This is a genomic window from Shewanella sp. BF02_Schw, from assembly GCF_014596695.2.
In the GTDB taxonomy this organism is placed as follows: Bacteria; Pseudomonadota; Gammaproteobacteria; order Enterobacterales; family Shewanellaceae; genus Shewanella.
On the sequence record NZ_JABKAW020000009.1, the window covers coordinates 91,721 to 110,357 of the forward strand.

Sequence of the window (18,637 nt, forward strand, 5' to 3'; positions counted from 1 at the left end):
AATCGAAATTGAATATAGGCTTGGGGTAATGCCTCAATAATTGAGTGCATTAGCCAGGGGGCGACAAAATGGGATCATAGCCTGTTTTGAGCCTAAAAACCTGACAAATAATTAAATGGTTGGCTTAGTGTGGTGTGGTTAATGTAGATTCTGGCGGTTGAGTCGGTAATTATTGCTTATTCCATCCAGCATTAAAGGTATTTTGTTGCGTTATAGCGAGATTAAACGGTGCTGGTGGTTGATGCACAATCAAATATGCCTACAGACTTGTGATGATGTTTTTAGATCGAGTGATTAACGTGATGCTTTTACTAACCGTCAAACACAACGCCACAAGCATTCGGTAGCAATTATACCAAGCGTTGCTGAATCCCAGTATTTGAACACACTGATTACTCGTACTCGATAATGGCAATAATACTTGATTAGGTAACGATATTACCACGTGAAAAAACCAGAATGTAGCCTTTAAAGGGTAGAGCTAAATAGTCGGTGTGTATTGGTTTAAAATGGCTGCTGATGAAACCGAACTCAGCTAATTTTACACTGAGTTTATTCTTTCTACCTCTACCGGGGTCTACAATGATGACGTCACATTTTTTACTGGCATGGTTTTTAATAAAATAAGCCAATAACTGCACATGCTCATCTTCATAGAGTAAATCGCTGCCAATGATGACGTCAAAAAGTCCCAGCTTACTGGTGTCATTGGCCCAATCTACTTGCTCAAAAGCAATGTTTTTACCATTGTTGAGTTTTGTATTTCGGTTAAGGAACTGCTCAACTTCTGGGTGATAGTCGGTTGCGGTAATATCGGCATGTTTTTCGTTGAGGAGTAAGCTTGATAATGCGATTCCACAGCCTATTTCTAGAATTCTTTTACCTTCGGTTTTGTAATCCAACATATAGTTTGCCAGCACTAAGCTTGATGGCCATACAATGCCAAAAATAGGCCAGCTTGCAGAGGATATTCCGAGTTTTTCAGCAACACCTGTAGGGTCATAAAATTCTTGATTATTACGTAAGGTGCATAGATGAACATCTATGTCACCAAATTCAACGGTTTGGTAGCTTAAGCGAAGAGCTGTCATTGGGCCGTCTCAAAAATTGAGCGCTCAGCCAGCTATCGAGGGCAAATAAATGACAAAACGAAGAGGTTTTAGTTAGGTTATAGCAGTTCGTTAGAAAGGCAATGTATTTAACTAACTGTTAGGTTTTGTTAGACTTAGATCTTTGTTAAAAGCATTATAGTATTGTATTTTTACCTACTCGATGGAACTCAGTTGGATTAATGTTCTGTGCAGATATTAACTCATCTATAACTGATAATGTCGGCGCGAAAAGTTGGTTTTTACTCACTCCGGCACCAGATTAGCACCTCTATTTGTATTTCAATAAAACCCCGTTTCTACCAATTTATAACATCATTCTGGCCCGTCATCAGTGTTAACTCTTTTTATCAATATTTGTATCTGTTGTGACATTTCACTGTTATTTGTGATTGTTAATAATGTGACATGCGTATCACAAACTTAATGATAATGGTTTGCATTAACATGTTCGTTATGTATAATTCACGAAAATTTACATTGGTTTACACAACACAGTAGTTGTTTACATTGTCTAATCGGGATGAGATATGAAAAAAACGTTAATTGCTGCAACACTATTTAGTCTTTTGGCTAGCAATCAAGCTATGGCTTCTGACGAAACGACTGAACTACGTCAGATTATTGAGCAGCAGCAGAAAGTGCTTAAAGATCTTGAAAAGCGTCTTGAGCAAACTGAAAAGCGTGTAGAAACTACTGCAGATGTAGTAGAAGCGAGCGCATCAAGTAAGTCGGCTACCACTATTGGTGGTTATGGTGAATTACACTATAACAATATTAGCAATAACCAAACCGGTACCGACAAAAAAGAATTCGATTTTCACCGTTTTGTATTGTTTGTGGGTCATGAGTTTAACAGCACCACTCGTTTTTTCTCTGAACTAGAAGTTGAGCACTCAATTGCCGGTGAGAGTCAAAATGGCGAAGTTGAGCTAGAGCAAGCTTATATCGAGCACGATTTTAATGAGATGCTTACTGCTAAAGCAGGTTTATTCTTAATGCCAGTAGGTATTATCAACGAAACTCACGAACCAACGGTATTTTACGGTGTTGAGCGTAACCCGGTAGAAAAAGATATTATTCCTGCAACATGGTGGGAAGGTGGTTTAAACCTTAATATTAAAGCCGCTCCAGGTTTAGCTTTTGACACTGCAGTGACTTCTGGTTTGTATTTGGACGAAAGCTCAGGCTATAAAATCCGTAACGGTCGTCAAAAAGTATCTGAAGCGAAAGGCGAAGATTTAGCTTATACCGGCCGCGTAAAATACACTGCAGTACCGGGTTTAGAATTAGCTGCCACGGTTCAGTATCAGTCTGACTTAACTCAGGGGACTGCTGGTGTTGATAGCGCTTCTGCTACATTGTTAACAGCACACGCTATTTACAGCATTGAAAACTTCACTGTTAAGGCATTATTCGCCCAGTGGGATATTGATGGTAAAGAAGCTGAAGCATTAGGTCGCGATAAGCAAAATGGTTTCTATATTGAGCCTTCTTACCGCATTAATGAACAGTTTGGTGTGTTTGCTCGTTATAACGAGTGGGACAACAATGCGGGTGATAGTGCCGATACTAAGAAAAAACAAACCAACGTGGGTGTTAACTACTGGTTACACGAAAACGTAGTGTTTAAAGCTGATTACGAAAACATTGGTGGCGCTGCAGATTCAGACGGTTTCAACCTAGGTGTTGGTTACCAGTTCTAATTGCTGAGCATTCAGTAAAAGCACGCATCGATGAAACAGATTATCGGTAAAATTTTGGGTGCCAACAGTGTATATTGTCGGCACCCTTATTTTTGTTCTTGGCTAAGGATTGATATGCAGACAATATTACGATCATATTTGATGTTATTTATGATGGGGTTAGCTGTTTATTTTTCGGCATTTAGCGCTGTAGCAACACAGTATCAGTCAAATGACGCCTTTATTAGCCAAGCATTTAATGGCAATGCTGGCGAGTCTAAAGTGTTGTGGTTAGATGATGATCTCAAACAAGCCGTAGAAGCTATTTTAGCCCATCGTTTTAATAAAATGCGTATGCGTTACTGGCTACACAATGATGAAACCGTTTGGATAATGGACGAAATAGGCAAGGAATCGCCGATTACGGTGGCTATTCATATTAAAGACCATCAAATTATGCGGACTAAAGTGCTAATTTATCGTGAAAGTCGCGGTGACGAGGTTCGTCATGATTTTTTTACAGACCAATTTAAGCTGGCCAAGTTAGATGACCAACATCAGCTTGATAAGCATATAGACGGGATTACTGGTGCAACATTATCAGTAAGAGCGTTAACTAAGTTATCGCGCATTGCATTGTTACTTCATGCGCATGTGGTGCAATAAACCACGTTTCAATTCTAGCGGATCATTTCAAGCAGGTTAGTGTGACAAAAACATCTCGACGTAACCGTTTTAGACTTAAGATTTTGCGAGCCCTTCGTCCTTGGCACCGTCGCTTAGGATTAGCGAGTGCGTTATTTATCTTATTGTTAGTGCTGACTGGCGTAGCGATAAATCACAGTGATGATTTTGGTTTAGACCAAGCACCGGTTACCCAGTCGTGGTTGCTTGATTATTATGGTATTGCTCCTCCTTCTCATGTTGCTCAGTTTGGTGTTGCACCTACTGCATTATATATTACCGATAATCTATTGTGGCAAAACCAACATATGATTTTAGAGTCCAATGCGACCTTAATTAGTGCCAGCTATGTCGGTAACATGCTGGTGGCCATAGATGCACAGCAACTGTATTTATTTAATGATCTTGGTCAGTTACAAGAAACTCAAAATGCCAGCACCGGACTTCCGTCTGGTTTGTTAGCGCTAGCGATTGTTGATGGCCGGGTGTGGTTAAATACTGAAAATGGTGTATTTCAAGCAGATGAGCAACTCATCGATTGGCAAGCTATTGCGCCGTTAACAGCACCTGTTTGGCTGAGTGAAAGTAAATTTGTGGATAAAGAGGTTGTTAATCTTGCGCGCAGCGCTAACTTACATTGGCAACGCGTAATGCTAGATCTGCATAGTGGTCGCTTATTTGGATCATTAACGGTTTGGCTGTGGGACTTATTCGCGCTAGCATTACTAATGGTATCTCTCAGCGGCTTTTGGATTTGGTTAAAACAAAAACCACCGAGATAATCTATTCAATTACCATTTTTAGCGTTCAAACTGATCGACTGTGTCGGTTAGCTTATCGGCTAAATTACTCAACTTATTACCTGCCTCGCTAATTTGATGATTCCCCTCAGATACAGATTCACCTAATAGCGTAAAGTCTTGTACTTTAAGCTTAACGGTATGAGCCTGCTGCTGTGATGCTTGTGCTAGCATGGCTGATTCTTGGCTTACTGTGGCAAGAGACAAAATAAGTTGGCGGCTCTGTTCAAGTGTTACTACTAACTGATTTGCTAATGATACGGAGTGTTGTGCTTTTTGTTGGTTGGATGCCATATTGTCGACCGCTGATTGAATTGAATCAACGATATTGGCGAGCATTTTATTTATTTCTACAGTTGAATTATGTGTGCGTAAGGCTAACGTTCTAACCTCATCTGCAACTACCGCAAAACCTCTTCCTGTTTCACCGGCTCTAGCCGCTTCAATAGCTGCGTTCAATGACAATAAATTAGTTTGTGAGGCGATATCGGCAATGGTTTTTACCACGGTAGCCACTTGTTTTCCTGAATTTTGCAGTGTGAGTAGCATGCTGGCAGTCGTTTCAATGTCTTGGGCTAATACGCTAATGCTGTCAGCTGTTTGTTTAACTTCTTTTTGCCCTTCAACCATGCTCTGCGCACCCTGTTGAGCAGAATCTGATGCACTTTGTGAATGTTCGACACTTTGCTCCATTTGCTGCTCAAGTTGCGACATCACATCTACTAAACTCACAATAGTGTGTTGAAGCTCATCCACAGAGGCTGATGATTTACCTGTTGTGTTACTTAACTGGGCAACGGTTTGGCTAATACTGGCGATGGCGTCATGTACTTCATTCATTCCTAAACGGAATACGTTAATTAAGCCATTAACACTGGTGGCCACATTACTAATTTCAACAATGCATTCATCAGACAGTTTGGCTTTTAAATTACGATTTTGCGCAATGCGGGTGAGGTCGTTTGACAGTTGCTGTATAGGAGTGGCTATTTGTTTTTGTGCTGCTAAGTAGGCCCCAACTGCAACAACCAACATGAGTCCAACTAATACAGAAATGAGCATAGTATTGTAGCCAAGTTCGCTTTGAATGTTCATTGCATTTTGGTTGGCTTGAGTCGAAATTTCTTCGGCGAGAATGTCTAGACGATCTTTGAGATCGTTAGCACTATCATTTAATGTACCTAAATGATTGCGGGCATTGTCCCAATCTACCGATGATTTACTCATGGTGTTTTCAAGTGCCGATAACGCCGCGTTAAGCGCGTCAATTTGCGGCATTAATTGGGTAGATGTTACGGTATTTAATTGTTGATACTGCTCGTTAAGACTTTTTTCTAGTTGAACTTTATTCTGGTTAAACTCTGTAACGTCGATGGTTGTACCGTATAAAGAATAACCCATTAATACCAGTTCTTTGGCAAGACTTTGTACCCGTGTAATGCTGTTAAGCGCAGGTAATGTGCCATCGACAAACCCGCCAACTTCTTGTTTTACGGTTTGGTTGCTGTTATTGAGTAAAACAGCCGCCACTAGGGTCATTAATAAAATAGCTGCATAGCCTAGTAGAATACGAGCTTTGATAGTATTAAAAGCGTTAAACATGGGTTAATACCTTAATCGGGTCATTTTTTGATCTCAGTGTAACTAAGACCGGAGACAAGAGAAGTTATATTCATTTTTTTCTAATGCTAATCATATCGGCACAGTACTAACATTCTTGATTAGTAAGGCCTAAATTATCATTAATTTAGATTTTTAGGGTAAAAAAAAAGAGCGAACATTTTGTCAATGTTCACTCCGGTATCGATGTTACCTACTAAGCCGTTTCTATCTCGTCGCCTTTGGCAAATTGAATCGTGTTGCCAAACACAAAGCGGTTTGAGACTAACGCAAAGGTGATGCAGGCGGCTAATGTGACTGGCATTAAGTGAATGTAGTGCCAGCTTGAATAGAATGGGGAAAATTCAAATGTTAGTGAGGCATATAGCATTACTCCAAATATAACCGCACCGATCCCCGCTCTGGCATCTATATTTTTAAACACTAAGCCTACAATAAATATCGACAGAATAGGCATGCTGAGTAAACCATTTAACTGTTGTAATAAGTTGATGATACTTTCGGCTTGTTGATAAATAGGCACTAATGTAAGAGTTAAAATACTGAGTAATAATGTAACCCAACCGCTTAAGCGCACCACGTTAGGGTCTTTTTTAATATAGGCTTCGTGAATGTCACACACATACAGCGCCGTCGCTGAGTTTAGTAAACTGTTGTATGTCGATAATACTGCCGCAGCCATTGCGGCGGCAAATACACCCGTTAACCACGTTGGCATGAGGTCACCTACAATTCGCCCGTATGCAGCGTCACCAATATCACCATACAGTTTGTATGACACAATCCCAGGAATAACCACGATAGCCGGTACGATTAGAATACGAATACCTGCTGCAGCAAATACGCCTTTTTGAGCTTCTTTTAGTGTGGGTGCGGCCATGGCACGTTGAGTAATGGTTTGGTTGGTACCCCAATAGAACATTTGGATGAAAATCATTCCGGTTAGTAGGGTGTGCCAAGGTAAAGGCGAATCATCACCACCAATGAAGGTTAGTCGTTCTACCGGAATATCAGATAAGTCATAATTAATCGCATTTAGGGCTAGATACACCACAAAAATGGCCATGCCCAGTAATAATACTCCAGAGTAGGTGTCTGATACGGCTACCGCGCGTAACCCTCCGAAGAAAGCATAAACTGCGCCTAGCGTCGCAAATGCAACAGCAATATACATAAGTGGAATGTCGACATTAAACATGGTCTGCATAAACAGAGAGCCTGAATAAATCACTGCTGGCATGTAGATAAAAGCATTACCTAAAAAGAATATAGACCCAATAACGGCTCGTATATGCTTGTTATTGTATCTTTTTTCCAACAACTCAGTTGTGGTGGTACAGTTATACTTGTAATAAACGGGTAAGAATAATTTAGCCAGAATAATCAGGCCAATCACAGCAGAGAACTCCCACCATGCTAGCAGTGCCATTTGGTTACCGTTCATGCCCACCAGCTGATCAGTACTTAAATTTGTTAGGGTGATAGACCCTGCCACAAACACCCAACTTAAGCCGCCCCCAGCGAGAAAATATTCTTTATTTTGTGTGCTTTGTTGACGGTTGCTGCCACGACATTTTATGTACGTTAATAACCCAATCATTGCCGTTACAATGGTAAATACGGATATTTGAATAATATTTTCAGACATTATTGTTCCCTTTCCCAAGTTTTTATTGGGTATTGTTATGCCGCAGCTGAATTTTTACTGACTTCTAATTTGATGCTTTTTATTGGGTTCAAGCCTGGGGTTTTATTGTGCTTTTTGATCAGCGCATTGAGTTGAAATAATGACATTAGCATGGCTTGTAATGGCGCAAGATAACCTTTCTGGTGTAGCTCAAAGAGTGCTTCTTGGCTGAGGGCTTGTAGTTTGTCTTCATCAATAGTGAATAAACCCGACAAACTAGGTGTTGAGCCATCTTGATGCTGGATTAAAATACTAATTGGGCGTAGCAGGCCAAGTTGGCTAATATGCTGATTAAATGCTTGGGTCTGGAGATCATTGTTAATGTCAGATTCAAGCAAAGCTTTTACTCTAGATAAATGCAGCGATGCTTTGCCGTTGGTTTCAAAAATGGCTTGTCCTGTTGTGGCAGAAAACACCCCATGTTGTTCGTCAATACCAATGGTGTAACGTTGTGGGTCGTCAGGTGACATCATCAAAAAAAATGGAAAGGTTTGCATGTTAGTTGGCGTGTGTAGCGCGGTCCACTTACCTTGTTCGACAAATAGGTTGCTACCTTGCTCGAAGCTAGTAAATGCCGTTAATACCCATTGACCATTGTTACCATCACGGACATAAACAATTGGCATACTGCAAGCCGTTTGGCTGACTTCAGATACCCGCAGGTTCATGATGTTTTGTTGATGAGCAAATTGGATGGCGCTGTCGTTTGCTAATCGTAAGTTTTGGTGCTGTTGAGGCGTTAATTCTGTTAGTTTTTTCATATTTTTATTCTATTGTTGAGAATGAGTTAACCATTGTTCAATGAAGTCTCGATGAGGCGGCAATGTATTGAGCATCTGCTGCGTAAGCTGAACATTACGGTTAAGTATCTGAGTGGCTTGGGCCTGTTGTTGGTATAAGTGTGCATGTTGAGAATAGTCAGGGCTGAAACCCATACCATAAAGTACATATTGATAACTAGCGGCTGGAAATAACTCATTTGGGCCATTGAAGTCTTTGCTGGTGGGGCCTCGATAAGCCCAAATGCTTAAGTCTTCTTGTAAGCTCTGTGGAATAGAGTCGGGATGACGATGTGCTTGCCAATAGGGTTCGGGTCTTTTCGTCAGCATGTAATGTAGTTTTAAAAAATCAACAATACGTCCCCAGCGATATTCCATTTGTTGGTTAAACCGTTTGGCCGTTAATGCCATGATGGTATCGTTAACCGGTAGGTTGTCGGCAATGTAGCGTGCAGATATTTCGACTAGCATAATCGCAGTGGCTTCTAGTGGCTCAACAAATCCTGCTGCCATGCCAACAGCAACACAATTTTTTTGCCAATAGCGTTCACGATGACCACTTTGATAGCTGATTTTTTTTACGCTTAAACCTTCGGCTTGGGGGCCAATATAACGGCGTAAATTGGCTTCAGCTTGTTCGTCGGTCATATAACGGCTTGAATACACATGACCGACACCGCGGCGATGTGTTAAGCCAATATCCCAAATCCAACCTGAGTCCTGCGCTGTGGCGATGGTGTGCGATGCAATTGGGCTATGCTGATCTGTATAAGGCACTTGCATTGCAATGGCGCGGTCGTTAAATAGCACATGATCCAGTTTAACAAACGGCACATTAAGTGTTTTACCCAGTAATAAAGATGCAAAACCGCTGCAATCGATAAATAAATCACCGTCAATTGAACCTTGGTCAGCAAGTGAAATATGGCTGATGTTACCTTGGCTATCGACATGGGCTTGTTCTACTGTTCCGATGACATGCTCTACTGCTAGCTTGGCTTTACAATGCTGTTTTAATAAGTCGGCAAAGGCGCCAGCATCAAGATGGTAAGCATAATTGCAGCTGCCTTGATATTCGCCTTCTGCCATGCTGCGAGGAGCAAGGCCTGACTCACAAATAGCATGTTGGAAGTTGGTGTGTTCGGCATAGTCTTTGATGTTGTCGATATAAGGTGCTAAGTCGATACGACCATAACCTAATGGAACCGTAAATGGATGGTAGTAAAAGTCGCCATTTCCATGGACCCAGTTAACAAACTTGCCGCCTTGTTTAAACGTTGCGTGACAAGCCTTAAAGACTTCGCTTTCGCTTAAACCTATTTGTTGTAAGGTATTTTTCATGGTTGGCCAAGTACCTTCACCAACACCGACCGTGGGAATGTCTGATGATTCCACTAAAATAATTGTTAAGTCATTACCTGTCTGGCTTTTATGGTGCGATGCAATGATAGCTGCGGTTAACCAACCCGCTGTACCTCCACCCACAATGATTATTTTTTTAACTGCTTTTGCCATTGGGTTAACATCCTATTTGCAATGAAATGTGCTTAATTACCGGCGTAGTTAAACACTATCACAAGGTGTGTTTTATATATCATAAACAAAAAAGACAGGTGCTAAGCACCTGTCTTTTATTACTTATAATTTAAAACTTGCCTCTAACGCCTAGAGAATAGCGCGATCCGTTATCTTCAACCGAATAAATTTGGTTGGCGAAACGACCTGTTTGAACGAGCTCTTCTTCAGTGATGTTAATGCCTTCAACAAACACCGATACATGTTCAGTGATGTCATAGCTGGCGCTAATATCCCACTGGCCAAACGTTTCGGTATTGATTGGTTCACCATTAAAACCATTGTCTAGCTGACGTAAGAAGCCTTCGCGGTTGTTAAATGCAACACGGGCTTGGAAGTTATCTTGCTCATAGAACACGATTAAGTTTTGTGAATTACCTAAACCTTCAAGTGCGAAACTTTGAGTGCTGTTAGCATCTACTGTCACATTGCTATCAACCACAGTCGCGTTGGCGGTAACACCAAAGCCGTTGTCGAAGATATGAGTTAAGGCAACTTCATAACCAGTAATACGTGCTGATTCACCGTTACGAGGGCGGGTTACAGTGTACTGTTCTGACTGACCATTTAACTCTTCTGTTGTGCCAACAACTGGGTCAGAACATAAGTCTGAGTTAGCCGTGCTACAGTTAAAGTCTGGGCCAGTTCGGTCAGTCATTTGGTAAGTTTCATCACCCGTTAACGTCACGATAAAGTCGTCAACTTCTTTACTGAAAAATGCAAAGCTGAAGATGCTGGCGTCATCGTAATACCACTCGTAAGAGATATCCCAGTTTTCAGAACGGAACGGTTCAAGTGATGGATTACCACCGCTAGCTGTTAAGTTCTGACGACGTGGCTCGTTAAAGTTAGTCGCTGGAGATAGCTGTGACATGGTTGGACGGGTTAACGAGTCATACATGGCAAAACGTAGCACCATGTCGTCTTGTAGGTCTAACTTCACGTTTACGCTTGGCAACAAGTTTGAGTAAGTTGTGCCTTGAGTAATATTTGTCGCTGGACCGTATATGTTTTGGAACAATGTCGCATCACTGGTAGGTACTACGTCAGAAATATAACTCTGTACGGCACTGACTTCTACATCAGTCGTTGAGTAACGAGCCCCTAAATCAACCGTTAATGGCATATCACCTACGTCATACACAAACGTGAAGTTCATGTATAAGCTGCTGACATCTTCATTAATGGTATAGCGATTGTTTTGCAGTGTTGGGGTGATTGGATAACCTTCAGCTGCTAAATAATCGACCATAGCATCACCATCATAGGTGTAGAAGGTGTCGATTAAACCAGAGAAATAGTTATTCGAGTATAGGGTCTGAAGTTAATGGCTTCATTGGGTGCAGGAGTACCATAACCACAGAATTGACACTGACTACCAAAAATCTGGTAACTGGATTTTTCACGCTCTTGACGGTAAACACCAAATTTCGCTTTCGTGAACACCAATGAATCAGGTGAATATTCGAAATCAGCTTTAAACTCAGTAATTTCATCTTCGTCAGTAAATTGATTACCTTTTTCGTTATAATGTAAACGAGAAAGGCCGGCATCAGGTAAGTTGCCATTTTCAAAACCACCATGGATAACGGTAGGGGTTCCACCCGTGCCATCAAATTCATAGCTGTTGGTCATACCGACAACGTTGAAACGGTCGCGGCCAGCACGATCGTTTTCAGCATTTGAGTTTGAAACATCAAAGTTAGCTTTTAATTGGTCTGTAATATCCCATTTAACATTTAAGCCGACACCGCTGTTTGTCACGTCGCGAGAGTTGCGAGTGTGCGACACAAAGTCAGTTGCTGGGTCGCCACTGCCTTGATGTAAACCAACATCTTGGCTAAAGGTTAATAAGGTGCCTGTTGCTGGGTCGATAGTGGCATTGCCAACGCGGTCTGGCTCAAACCATGATGCTAAATCGGTAACTTCAGAATCCACTTCAAATTTTGAAATAAAACCATCCAAGGTAATGCTGACGTCGTCAGACGGAGCATACTGGAATACTAAGCTACCGTTAGTACGAGTTCGGTCCTGTTGATCAACGATTTGGTCCCAGTTACGTGGAATATAAGCATTGGTAAACAACACGCCATCACGTGAATTGGAAATAGTTTGACCGCCACGCCAACCGGCGGTGTTGATTTGGTTAATTTGAACTTGGCGCTCTTGATGGCTTACGGCAAGTAATACACCCATAGTTTCATCATTGAAGGTGTTACTGATCAAACCTGAGACAGAAGGTGAAACTTCTTCTGAAAGACTTTCATACATTCCTTTCACAGAACCGACAAGTTGGAAGCCTGAATAATCAAACGGACGCGCGGTTGTGACGTCGACCGTACCGCCTATACCACCTTCTTGCATGCTGGCACTGCTGGTTTTATAGACGTTAGCACCCGTAATTTGGTCAGCGGCTAAGATGTCGAAATTAAACTCACGACCAGCGCTATCTGTCGCTAATTGACGGCCGTTAACCAATACTGTATTGAATTGTGGGCCAAAGCCACGAACCGTTACTGCCTGACCTTCACCACCACTTCGGTCAATCGATACACCAGTAATACGTTGTAATGATTCGGCTACGTTTAAATCTGGAAACTTACCTAAATCTTCGGCTGAAATACCATCCGACACAACCGAAGCAGATTTCTTATCGGCCATTGAATTTTTTAAACTGCTGCGTATCCCCTTTACAGCAATAACTTCTATTGTTTGTTCATTAGCTTGAGTTTCTGCTTCTGCTGCAGAGACGCCGTTAACACTTCCTAATGCCCCAGCAATGGCAAGTGCTATCGTTGTCCTCTTACCAAAAGTTGTGATTCCTTTTGTCGACATTTTTCTTCCCCCAGTTGATGTTGTTGCTTTTTTATAAAATCTTTATTTTTAATTAAAGCTTATTTATCTTATAAATATATTAATTGAGCTTAAATATCAACCTTTTCTTAACAAGTATGGTGTAATTTAATGATGAATTTTTAGACTAATCACTGACATCATGGTGATATACATTGCAATAAATAGTACCAAAACCTAAGATTGTAAATGAATTTAGTCTTTGTAATTTAAAGATATTACTGTCATCGCTCAATGTTTATTCAGACAGTAATCAGACTGTATTTTTTGTGTTTATTACACTTTGGTATAGTTCATTTCTTGTAAAAAAAAACAGTCTGATAACAATCAAAACAATTTCAAAATGGTTATTTATTGCGGTGCGGATTTCATATCCCATGACATGCCTGTGGCATAGCGGTGGGCAAAACCTTTCCAGGCTGTCGTTGGATTGCCTTGTTGATCTTGCTCATTAGACTGAGCGCTTAATTGTAGGTATGAACACTTATCTTGTTGATTTTTAACATGGCAATCCATCATAGCTAATGCAAAGTGTTTATTGATGGTATTAAGCTGTGTCGTATTCCAGGCGGGTTCAAAATAGTGGCCTAAATCTATTTCATTTTGGTAAGCCACTTTAGGTGCTGGATGTGGGGCAATATTATGGCGAGCATTATGATAGGTGAGCATATAGGTATGTTCACCGCCAGTTTGCTGGTATAGCGATTGAATTCCTTTATAACCAGAAATATCATCAAGATCGCCAGCAACATACAGTGTTGGGACGGTTATTTTTGCTAATGCTACTGGGTCAAATAGTTGATGGTTGCCTCCCCAGGGGGCCATAGCAATCATGGCTTTCCATTTAGGATCAACTGTTACAGGGGCTGTTTGGCCACCAGCACAGGTGTTGAGTAAAGTAATGGCGCCATTGATAACATTTTGGTCTTTGCTGCCGGTAAAGGTAGCGGCAGTTTGTGGGTTAAATTGATAACAGCCGCCCACAGTGTTGACCGCACCATAGCCGCCCATTGAATAGCCAATCAAGCCTGATCGTTTCGTGTCGATAATGCGACTGACAAAATTGTCACTGCCGGTAAAATAATCAAGGGCAAATTGTTGATCACGCGAACGGTTTAATAATGTGCTAAAAAAACCGCTAAACGGAGCATTAACCATATCGACATCAGCATTAGTCGAGTCGGTGTGATCCAGTGCCGCAACAATATATCCGTGTGACGCTAGATGCTCAGCTAAGTAAAACATAATGGTGCGATAGCCAGTATAACCATGGGATAACACGATGAGTGGAAATGGCTGATCCGTTAATGCGGCCACTTCTGCGTCACGAGTGGCATTGCCTTGCAGTGAAAATGGTAATCCTAAACGGGTTTCATCATTATAAACGGCATTTAATACTGCCGGTTGGTTTTGCTTGGTCGCGGCAGTTTTGTTACTTGGGTACCACACCTCAATGTTGAGTTTTCGGTCTTCAGCTATTTGGGTTTTGGGATTAAATTGATTTTTATGAATCAAGTTAACAGTTTTAACACCGACTTGATAAAGCCCTGTTTGCGCTAGCTCTGGCAACGCTTCCTTTGGCAGTGTGTTGGGGTAAAGCTGTTCGGCGACTAGAATGGTATTTTTTGTGTCACTGTCTGTTGCGTTTGCGGCAATGGCGCTTGAGTGGGTGCCTAAACATAACAACGCGATAGAAATAAGTGATTTGGTCATCATTAATGCTGTCCTTTTCAGTAATGCATGCTCTTCAGCATGGGCAGTAGTACTTGGTCATTTTTATTATGTAATGTGGGCGGGTCCTCAACCCACATCATTTTTTGTTATCGACTCATTTACAGAGTTACTGCGGAAACGTTTCTACGGTTAATCCTTTGCCTGCGGTGCAAACATAAATGTCCGCTTGCAAATTAAACTGCGCAAAATAGTGTTGCTCAACCGCTTGCTGAATAGCGGCTACGTCTTCATTACGGCATAAACACACTATCGCGCCGCCAAATCCACCACCGGTCATGCGTACGGCGCCTCTGTCTGCTAAAGCTTGTTGGCAAATTTGCACTAAACCATCGGTGGCAGGTACGGTCACTTCAAAGTCATGCTTTAACGATTGATGTGATGCGGTCATTAAAATGCGCAGTTGTTCGATGTTATTACTGGCTAAGGCTTGGGTTGCGGCAATGACTCGGGCATTTTCGGTGATCACATGGTGAGCTCGGGAGAATTCATTTGCGCTCATTTGTGGCTTAGTTTGCATTAACAACGCTAAGTCAGCATCGCGCAGGGTGGTTAAGCCCATTTTACTGGCGGCTTGCTCGCAGTCGATACGGCGTTGGTTGTATTCGCTGTCGACTAACTTTCTAGGGTAGTTAGAGTTAACAATAACAATCGATAAGTCTGTTGGAATGGTCACCGATTTTGTGTGTAAATTTTGGCAATCGATTAATAACGCTTGGTCTTGTTGACCTTTAGCTGAAATTAACTGGTCCATTATGCCGCACTGGCAATCCATAAAATCATTCTCGGCTTGTTGACCGAATAAGGCGATTTGCTCTTCGGTTAAATTTAGGCCGCAAACATGATTAAACATCCCTGCAATCGCCACTTCTAGTGCCGCCGAAGATGACAAACCACTGCCTTGTGGCACATTACTTTCAATTAATAAATCAACACCTTGTAGCTGGTGGCCAGCACGGTTAAGCACAAATGCAACCGCACGGATGTAGTTGCCCCATTGTGACTGACCAGCACTAATTGGTTGATTAACGTCAAAACTTTCTTGTTCATTCGGATACATGGTTGATAGTACATTAACCGTGTTGTCATTTCGTATATGGTAAAAAACTTGAGTGCGGAAAGTGAGTGCGCAAGGTAATACGAAACCTTGATTGTAGTCGGTGAATTCACCAATTAAATTAACCCTACCAGGAGCACTAACTACCCCTTGTGGTAATGATGAAAACTGCTGCTGATAGAATGCCTGTAGCGCGTCGTTATTCATTATTGTTTCCTTGAGAGTAATGGATGTCGCTGGCATTTTGTAAAATTTTTGCAGCTGTTTCTGGGCTTAAATCGCGTTGACTTTCGGCGAGCATCTCGTAGCCGACCATGTGTTTTTTTACGGTGGCTGAGCGTAATAGTGGTGGATAAAAATGGCCATGTAAGCGCCAGTGGCTATTGTCGTCAAGTTTGCTTGGTGCACTGTGCCAACCCATTGAGTACGGGAAGCTACAATTAAACACATTGTCGTATCGGGTGGTGAGTATCTTAATCGCTTGGGCTAAAGCAGTTGATTGCACATCGGTTAGCTCACCAAAATGGCGTACATCATCTTTGCATACGAGTAAGGTTTCAAAAGGCCATGCAGCCCAAAATGGTACAACCACAAGCCAGTGGTCATTTTGATAAACAACTCGCTCACCGTCGGCAATTTCATGTTTAACATAATCGCCGAGCAAATTGCCGCCATGATGTTGTTGGTAGTTACGCTGGTTGTCTTCTTCTAATTGTATTTCGGTCGATAAATGATTGTGGGCCCATACTTGTCCGTGGGGATGAGGTTGTGAACACCCCATGACTTCACCTTTGTTTTCAAAAATGTGTACACATGCATACTGAGCAGATAATTCGATGTAGTTCAGTTTCCAGGTATTAACTACATCATTGATCTCAGCCACGGATAATTCTGGTAAGGTTTTATTGTGCTTAGGTGAGAAACAAATCACTCGGCATTCACCCGTAGCCTGCTCTATTTCAAATAATGGATTGTCATGATTGAGCGTGGCGGAATGTTCGGTCACTTGTGACGTTAGCGCGCCAAAGTCGTTAGTAAACACAAAGGTTTTATCATAAGCAGGATTGATACTGTCGTTTGCACGATGATTGCCGGGGCATAAAGGGCATGTGTTATCGTACTCTGGTAAATTCGAAGGGGCATTTTTTTCTGTCGCACCTAACCAAGGACGATTATTTCGATGTGGCGACACTAGCACCCAATTACCTGTTAACGGATTTTTTCGTCTGTGGGTAAATTCAAACTGACTCATGGCAATCCCTTTCATCTATATGTGTCTGGAGCAATAACCAGAAAATGCATATTATTATCTCAATTGTACTGTTGATAAATGCTGCAAATTTAATTTATATGATAAATACTACTATTAAGTATTTTATTTAACAAGATGTAATCAATTTCGACAAGATCTTTCTAATTCAGCTTGTCAATTGACCGTCTGTCACTCTATGATGTTGCTAATATATATTATTTATCATATTTATTTTAGTGGTGGGATACGTAAATGGAAGCCGATAGAGAAATTGTTGATGTTGTCGTGATTGGTGGCGGCATAAACGGTGTTGGAATAGCGGCCGATGCAGTGGGGCGTGGTTTACGTGTCTTGCTGTGTGAACAGAATGACTTAGCGTCTGCAACCTCATCAAATAGCAGTAAACTGATCCATGGTGGACTTCGGTATTTAGAACATTATGAGTTCCGTTTGGTTAAAGAAGCATTAGCAGAGCGTGAAGTGTTGCTTAAAAAAGCCCCTCATTTGATCACTCCGTTGACATTTAGGCTTCCCCATCAGTCTCATTTACGTCCAGCGTGGATGATCCGTCTTGGGTTATTTTTATATGACAATTTAGCATCACGCGTCACTCTGAATGCGTCTAAAAAAATTAACTTCACACAAGATAGCCCATTAAAACCTGAAATTAATCAAGGGTTTGAATATTCTGATGCTTGGGTCGATGACTCTCGTTTAGTGGTATTAAATGCCCTTGCAGCGAAAGAGCTAGGGGCACAAATTTGTACTCAAACCCGCTGTATTAGTGCCGAACGCGACAATGGTATCTGGAAGCTCACCTTACAACATCAAGGGGACAAGTCATTACGTCAGGTGCATGCAAAAAGTATTGTTAACGCTTCTGGACCTTGGGTGTCGAGCTTATTTTCAAATGTATTAAAGCAGCCTTCACCACAAAAAATTCGTTTAGTAAAAGGTAGCCATATTGTGGTGCCTAAAATCCATCAACAGCCACACGCTTATATTTTGCAAAATGTCGATCAGCGGATTGTGTTTGTGATCCCATTTGAAGATGACTTTTCTCTGATTGGTACCACTGATGTTGATTTTACCGGCGACCCTAAAGATGTGCGTATCGACCAGCAAGAAATTGATTATCTGATTAGCATTACCAATCACTATTTTAAAAGCACCATTAGCGAACAAGATATTGTGCATACGTTCTCAGGGGTGAGACCATTAATGGATGACGAGTCAGATTCGGCGCAGTCGGTGACCCGTGATTACACCTTTATTGTCGACGCCCCTAAAGATAAGGCGCCGCTATTGTCAGTGTTTGGCGGCAAAATTACGACATATCGAAAACTGGCCGAAGCGGCAGTCAATCGATTAAAACCTTTCCATCCTCAAATGGGTAAACCTTGGACAGCAACTCAAACGCTACCTGGTGGTGATTTTACTTATTTAGGCGATCTTAACCGGATTTATCAGCAACAATATCCTTGGATAAATACACGATCTATTAATCGTTTATTACGAACTTACGGAACCCGTACCCAATCCATTTTAAATGATGCTGCGAGCAGCGAGGCATTGGGGATTGATTTTGGTCATGGTTTATATCAAGCGGAAGTCGATTATGTTATTGCCAATGAATGGGCCAGTTGCAGTGCAGATATTTTATGGCGACGGACTAAGCTAGGTTTGCATTTTACTGAGGAACAACAGCAAGTACTGAGTGATTATGTCGCCAGTAAACAGGAAGTTGCACCGGCAGTTGTTTCTGATGTGAGTTAACCTTAACGTGTTAACACTAGCACCCAAAA

Annotated in this window: 12 protein-coding genes and 1 pseudogene; 4 read left to right on the forward strand and 9 right to left on the reverse strand. The window is 41.6% G+C overall.

The annotated features are described in order from the left end of the window. Positions 1–425 precede the first annotated feature (425 nt). Complete coding sequence (locus tag HNW13_RS22285) at positions 426–1,091, reverse strand: methyltransferase domain-containing protein (RefSeq protein WP_101087338.1); 666 nt, start codon at positions 1,089–1,091, stop codon at positions 426–428. 548 nt (positions 1,092–1,639) lie between these two features. On the opposite strand from HNW13_RS22285, the gene HNW13_RS22290 reads away from it, so the two are divergent. The 3 genes from HNW13_RS22290 to HNW13_RS22300 all read left to right on the forward strand — a co-directional run bounded on the left by HNW13_RS22290 (position 1,640) and on the right by HNW13_RS22300 (position 4,260). After that, complete coding sequence (locus HNW13_RS22290) at positions 1,640–2,815, forward strand: porin (RefSeq protein ID WP_101087337.1); 1,176 nt, start codon at positions 1,640–1,642, stop codon at positions 2,813–2,815. A gap of 114 nt (positions 2,816–2,929) precedes the next feature. Next, on the forward strand, positions 2,930–3,460 hold the full coding sequence (locus HNW13_RS22295) for an FMN-binding protein (protein ID WP_192116432.1): 531 nt from the start codon (positions 2,930–2,932) through the stop codon (positions 3,458–3,460). A gap of 11 nt (positions 3,461–3,471) precedes the next feature. Continuing rightward, a complete protein-coding gene (locus HNW13_RS22300; protein ID WP_254439947.1) occupies positions 3,472–4,260 on the forward strand; it encodes a PepSY-associated TM helix domain-containing protein in 789 nt (262 codons plus the stop codon). A gap of 18 nt (positions 4,261–4,278) precedes the next feature. On the opposite strand, the gene HNW13_RS22305 is transcribed toward HNW13_RS22300, so the two are convergent. From HNW13_RS22305 to HNW13_RS22340, 8 genes and pseudogenes are all read right to left on the reverse strand, one after another. Then, entirely contained in the window at positions 4,279–5,880 is a 1,602-nt protein-coding gene (locus HNW13_RS22305; protein WP_192116431.1) for a methyl-accepting chemotaxis protein, read from the reverse strand. 214 nt (positions 5,881–6,094) lie between these two features. Next, entirely contained in the window at positions 6,095–7,546 is a 1,452-nt protein-coding gene (locus HNW13_RS22310; RefSeq protein ID WP_162024232.1) for an SLC5 family protein, read from the reverse strand. 35 nt (positions 7,547–7,581) lie between these two features. Continuing rightward, positions 7,582–8,346: a SapC family protein gene (locus HNW13_RS22315; protein ID WP_101087332.1), complete on the reverse strand. Its 765-nt coding sequence runs from the start codon at positions 8,344–8,346 to the stop codon at positions 7,582–7,584. A 9-nt stretch (positions 8,347–8,355) separates the two neighbouring features. Then, positions 8,356–9,879 carry a tryptophan halogenase family protein gene (locus HNW13_RS22320; protein ID WP_192116430.1) on the reverse strand — a complete coding sequence of 508 codons (1,524 nt, stop codon included), beginning with the start codon at positions 9,877–9,879 and terminating at the stop codon, positions 8,356–8,358. 130 nt (positions 9,880–10,009) lie between these two features. Continuing rightward, positions 10,010–12,774, reverse strand: a pseudogene (locus tag HNW13_RS23750) (TonB-dependent receptor). Positions 12,775–13,143: 369 nt separating this feature from the next. Beyond that, on the reverse strand, positions 13,144–14,508 hold the full coding sequence (locus tag HNW13_RS22330; protein WP_192116429.1) for an acetylhydrolase: 1,365 nt from the start codon (positions 14,506–14,508) through the stop codon (positions 13,144–13,146). A 124-nt stretch (positions 14,509–14,632) separates the two neighbouring features. After that, complete coding sequence (gene galK, locus HNW13_RS22335; RefSeq protein ID WP_192116428.1) at positions 14,633–15,787, reverse strand: galactokinase; 1,155 nt, start codon at positions 15,785–15,787, stop codon at positions 14,633–14,635. Continuing rightward, positions 15,780–16,832 carry a UDP-glucose--hexose-1-phosphate uridylyltransferase gene (locus HNW13_RS22340; protein ID WP_192116427.1) on the reverse strand — a complete coding sequence of 351 codons (1,053 nt, stop codon included), beginning with the start codon at positions 16,830–16,832 and terminating at the stop codon, positions 15,780–15,782. The genes galK and HNW13_RS22340 overlap by 8 nt, the downstream gene beginning before the upstream one ends. A gap of 252 nt (positions 16,833–17,084) precedes the next feature. On the opposite strand from HNW13_RS22340, the gene glpD reads away from it, so the two are divergent. After that, positions 17,085–18,608: a glycerol-3-phosphate dehydrogenase gene (gene glpD / locus HNW13_RS22345; protein ID WP_192116426.1), complete on the forward strand. Its 1,524-nt coding sequence runs from the start codon at positions 17,085–17,087 to the stop codon at positions 18,606–18,608. The last annotated feature ends 29 nt before the right edge of the window (positions 18,609–18,637 follow it).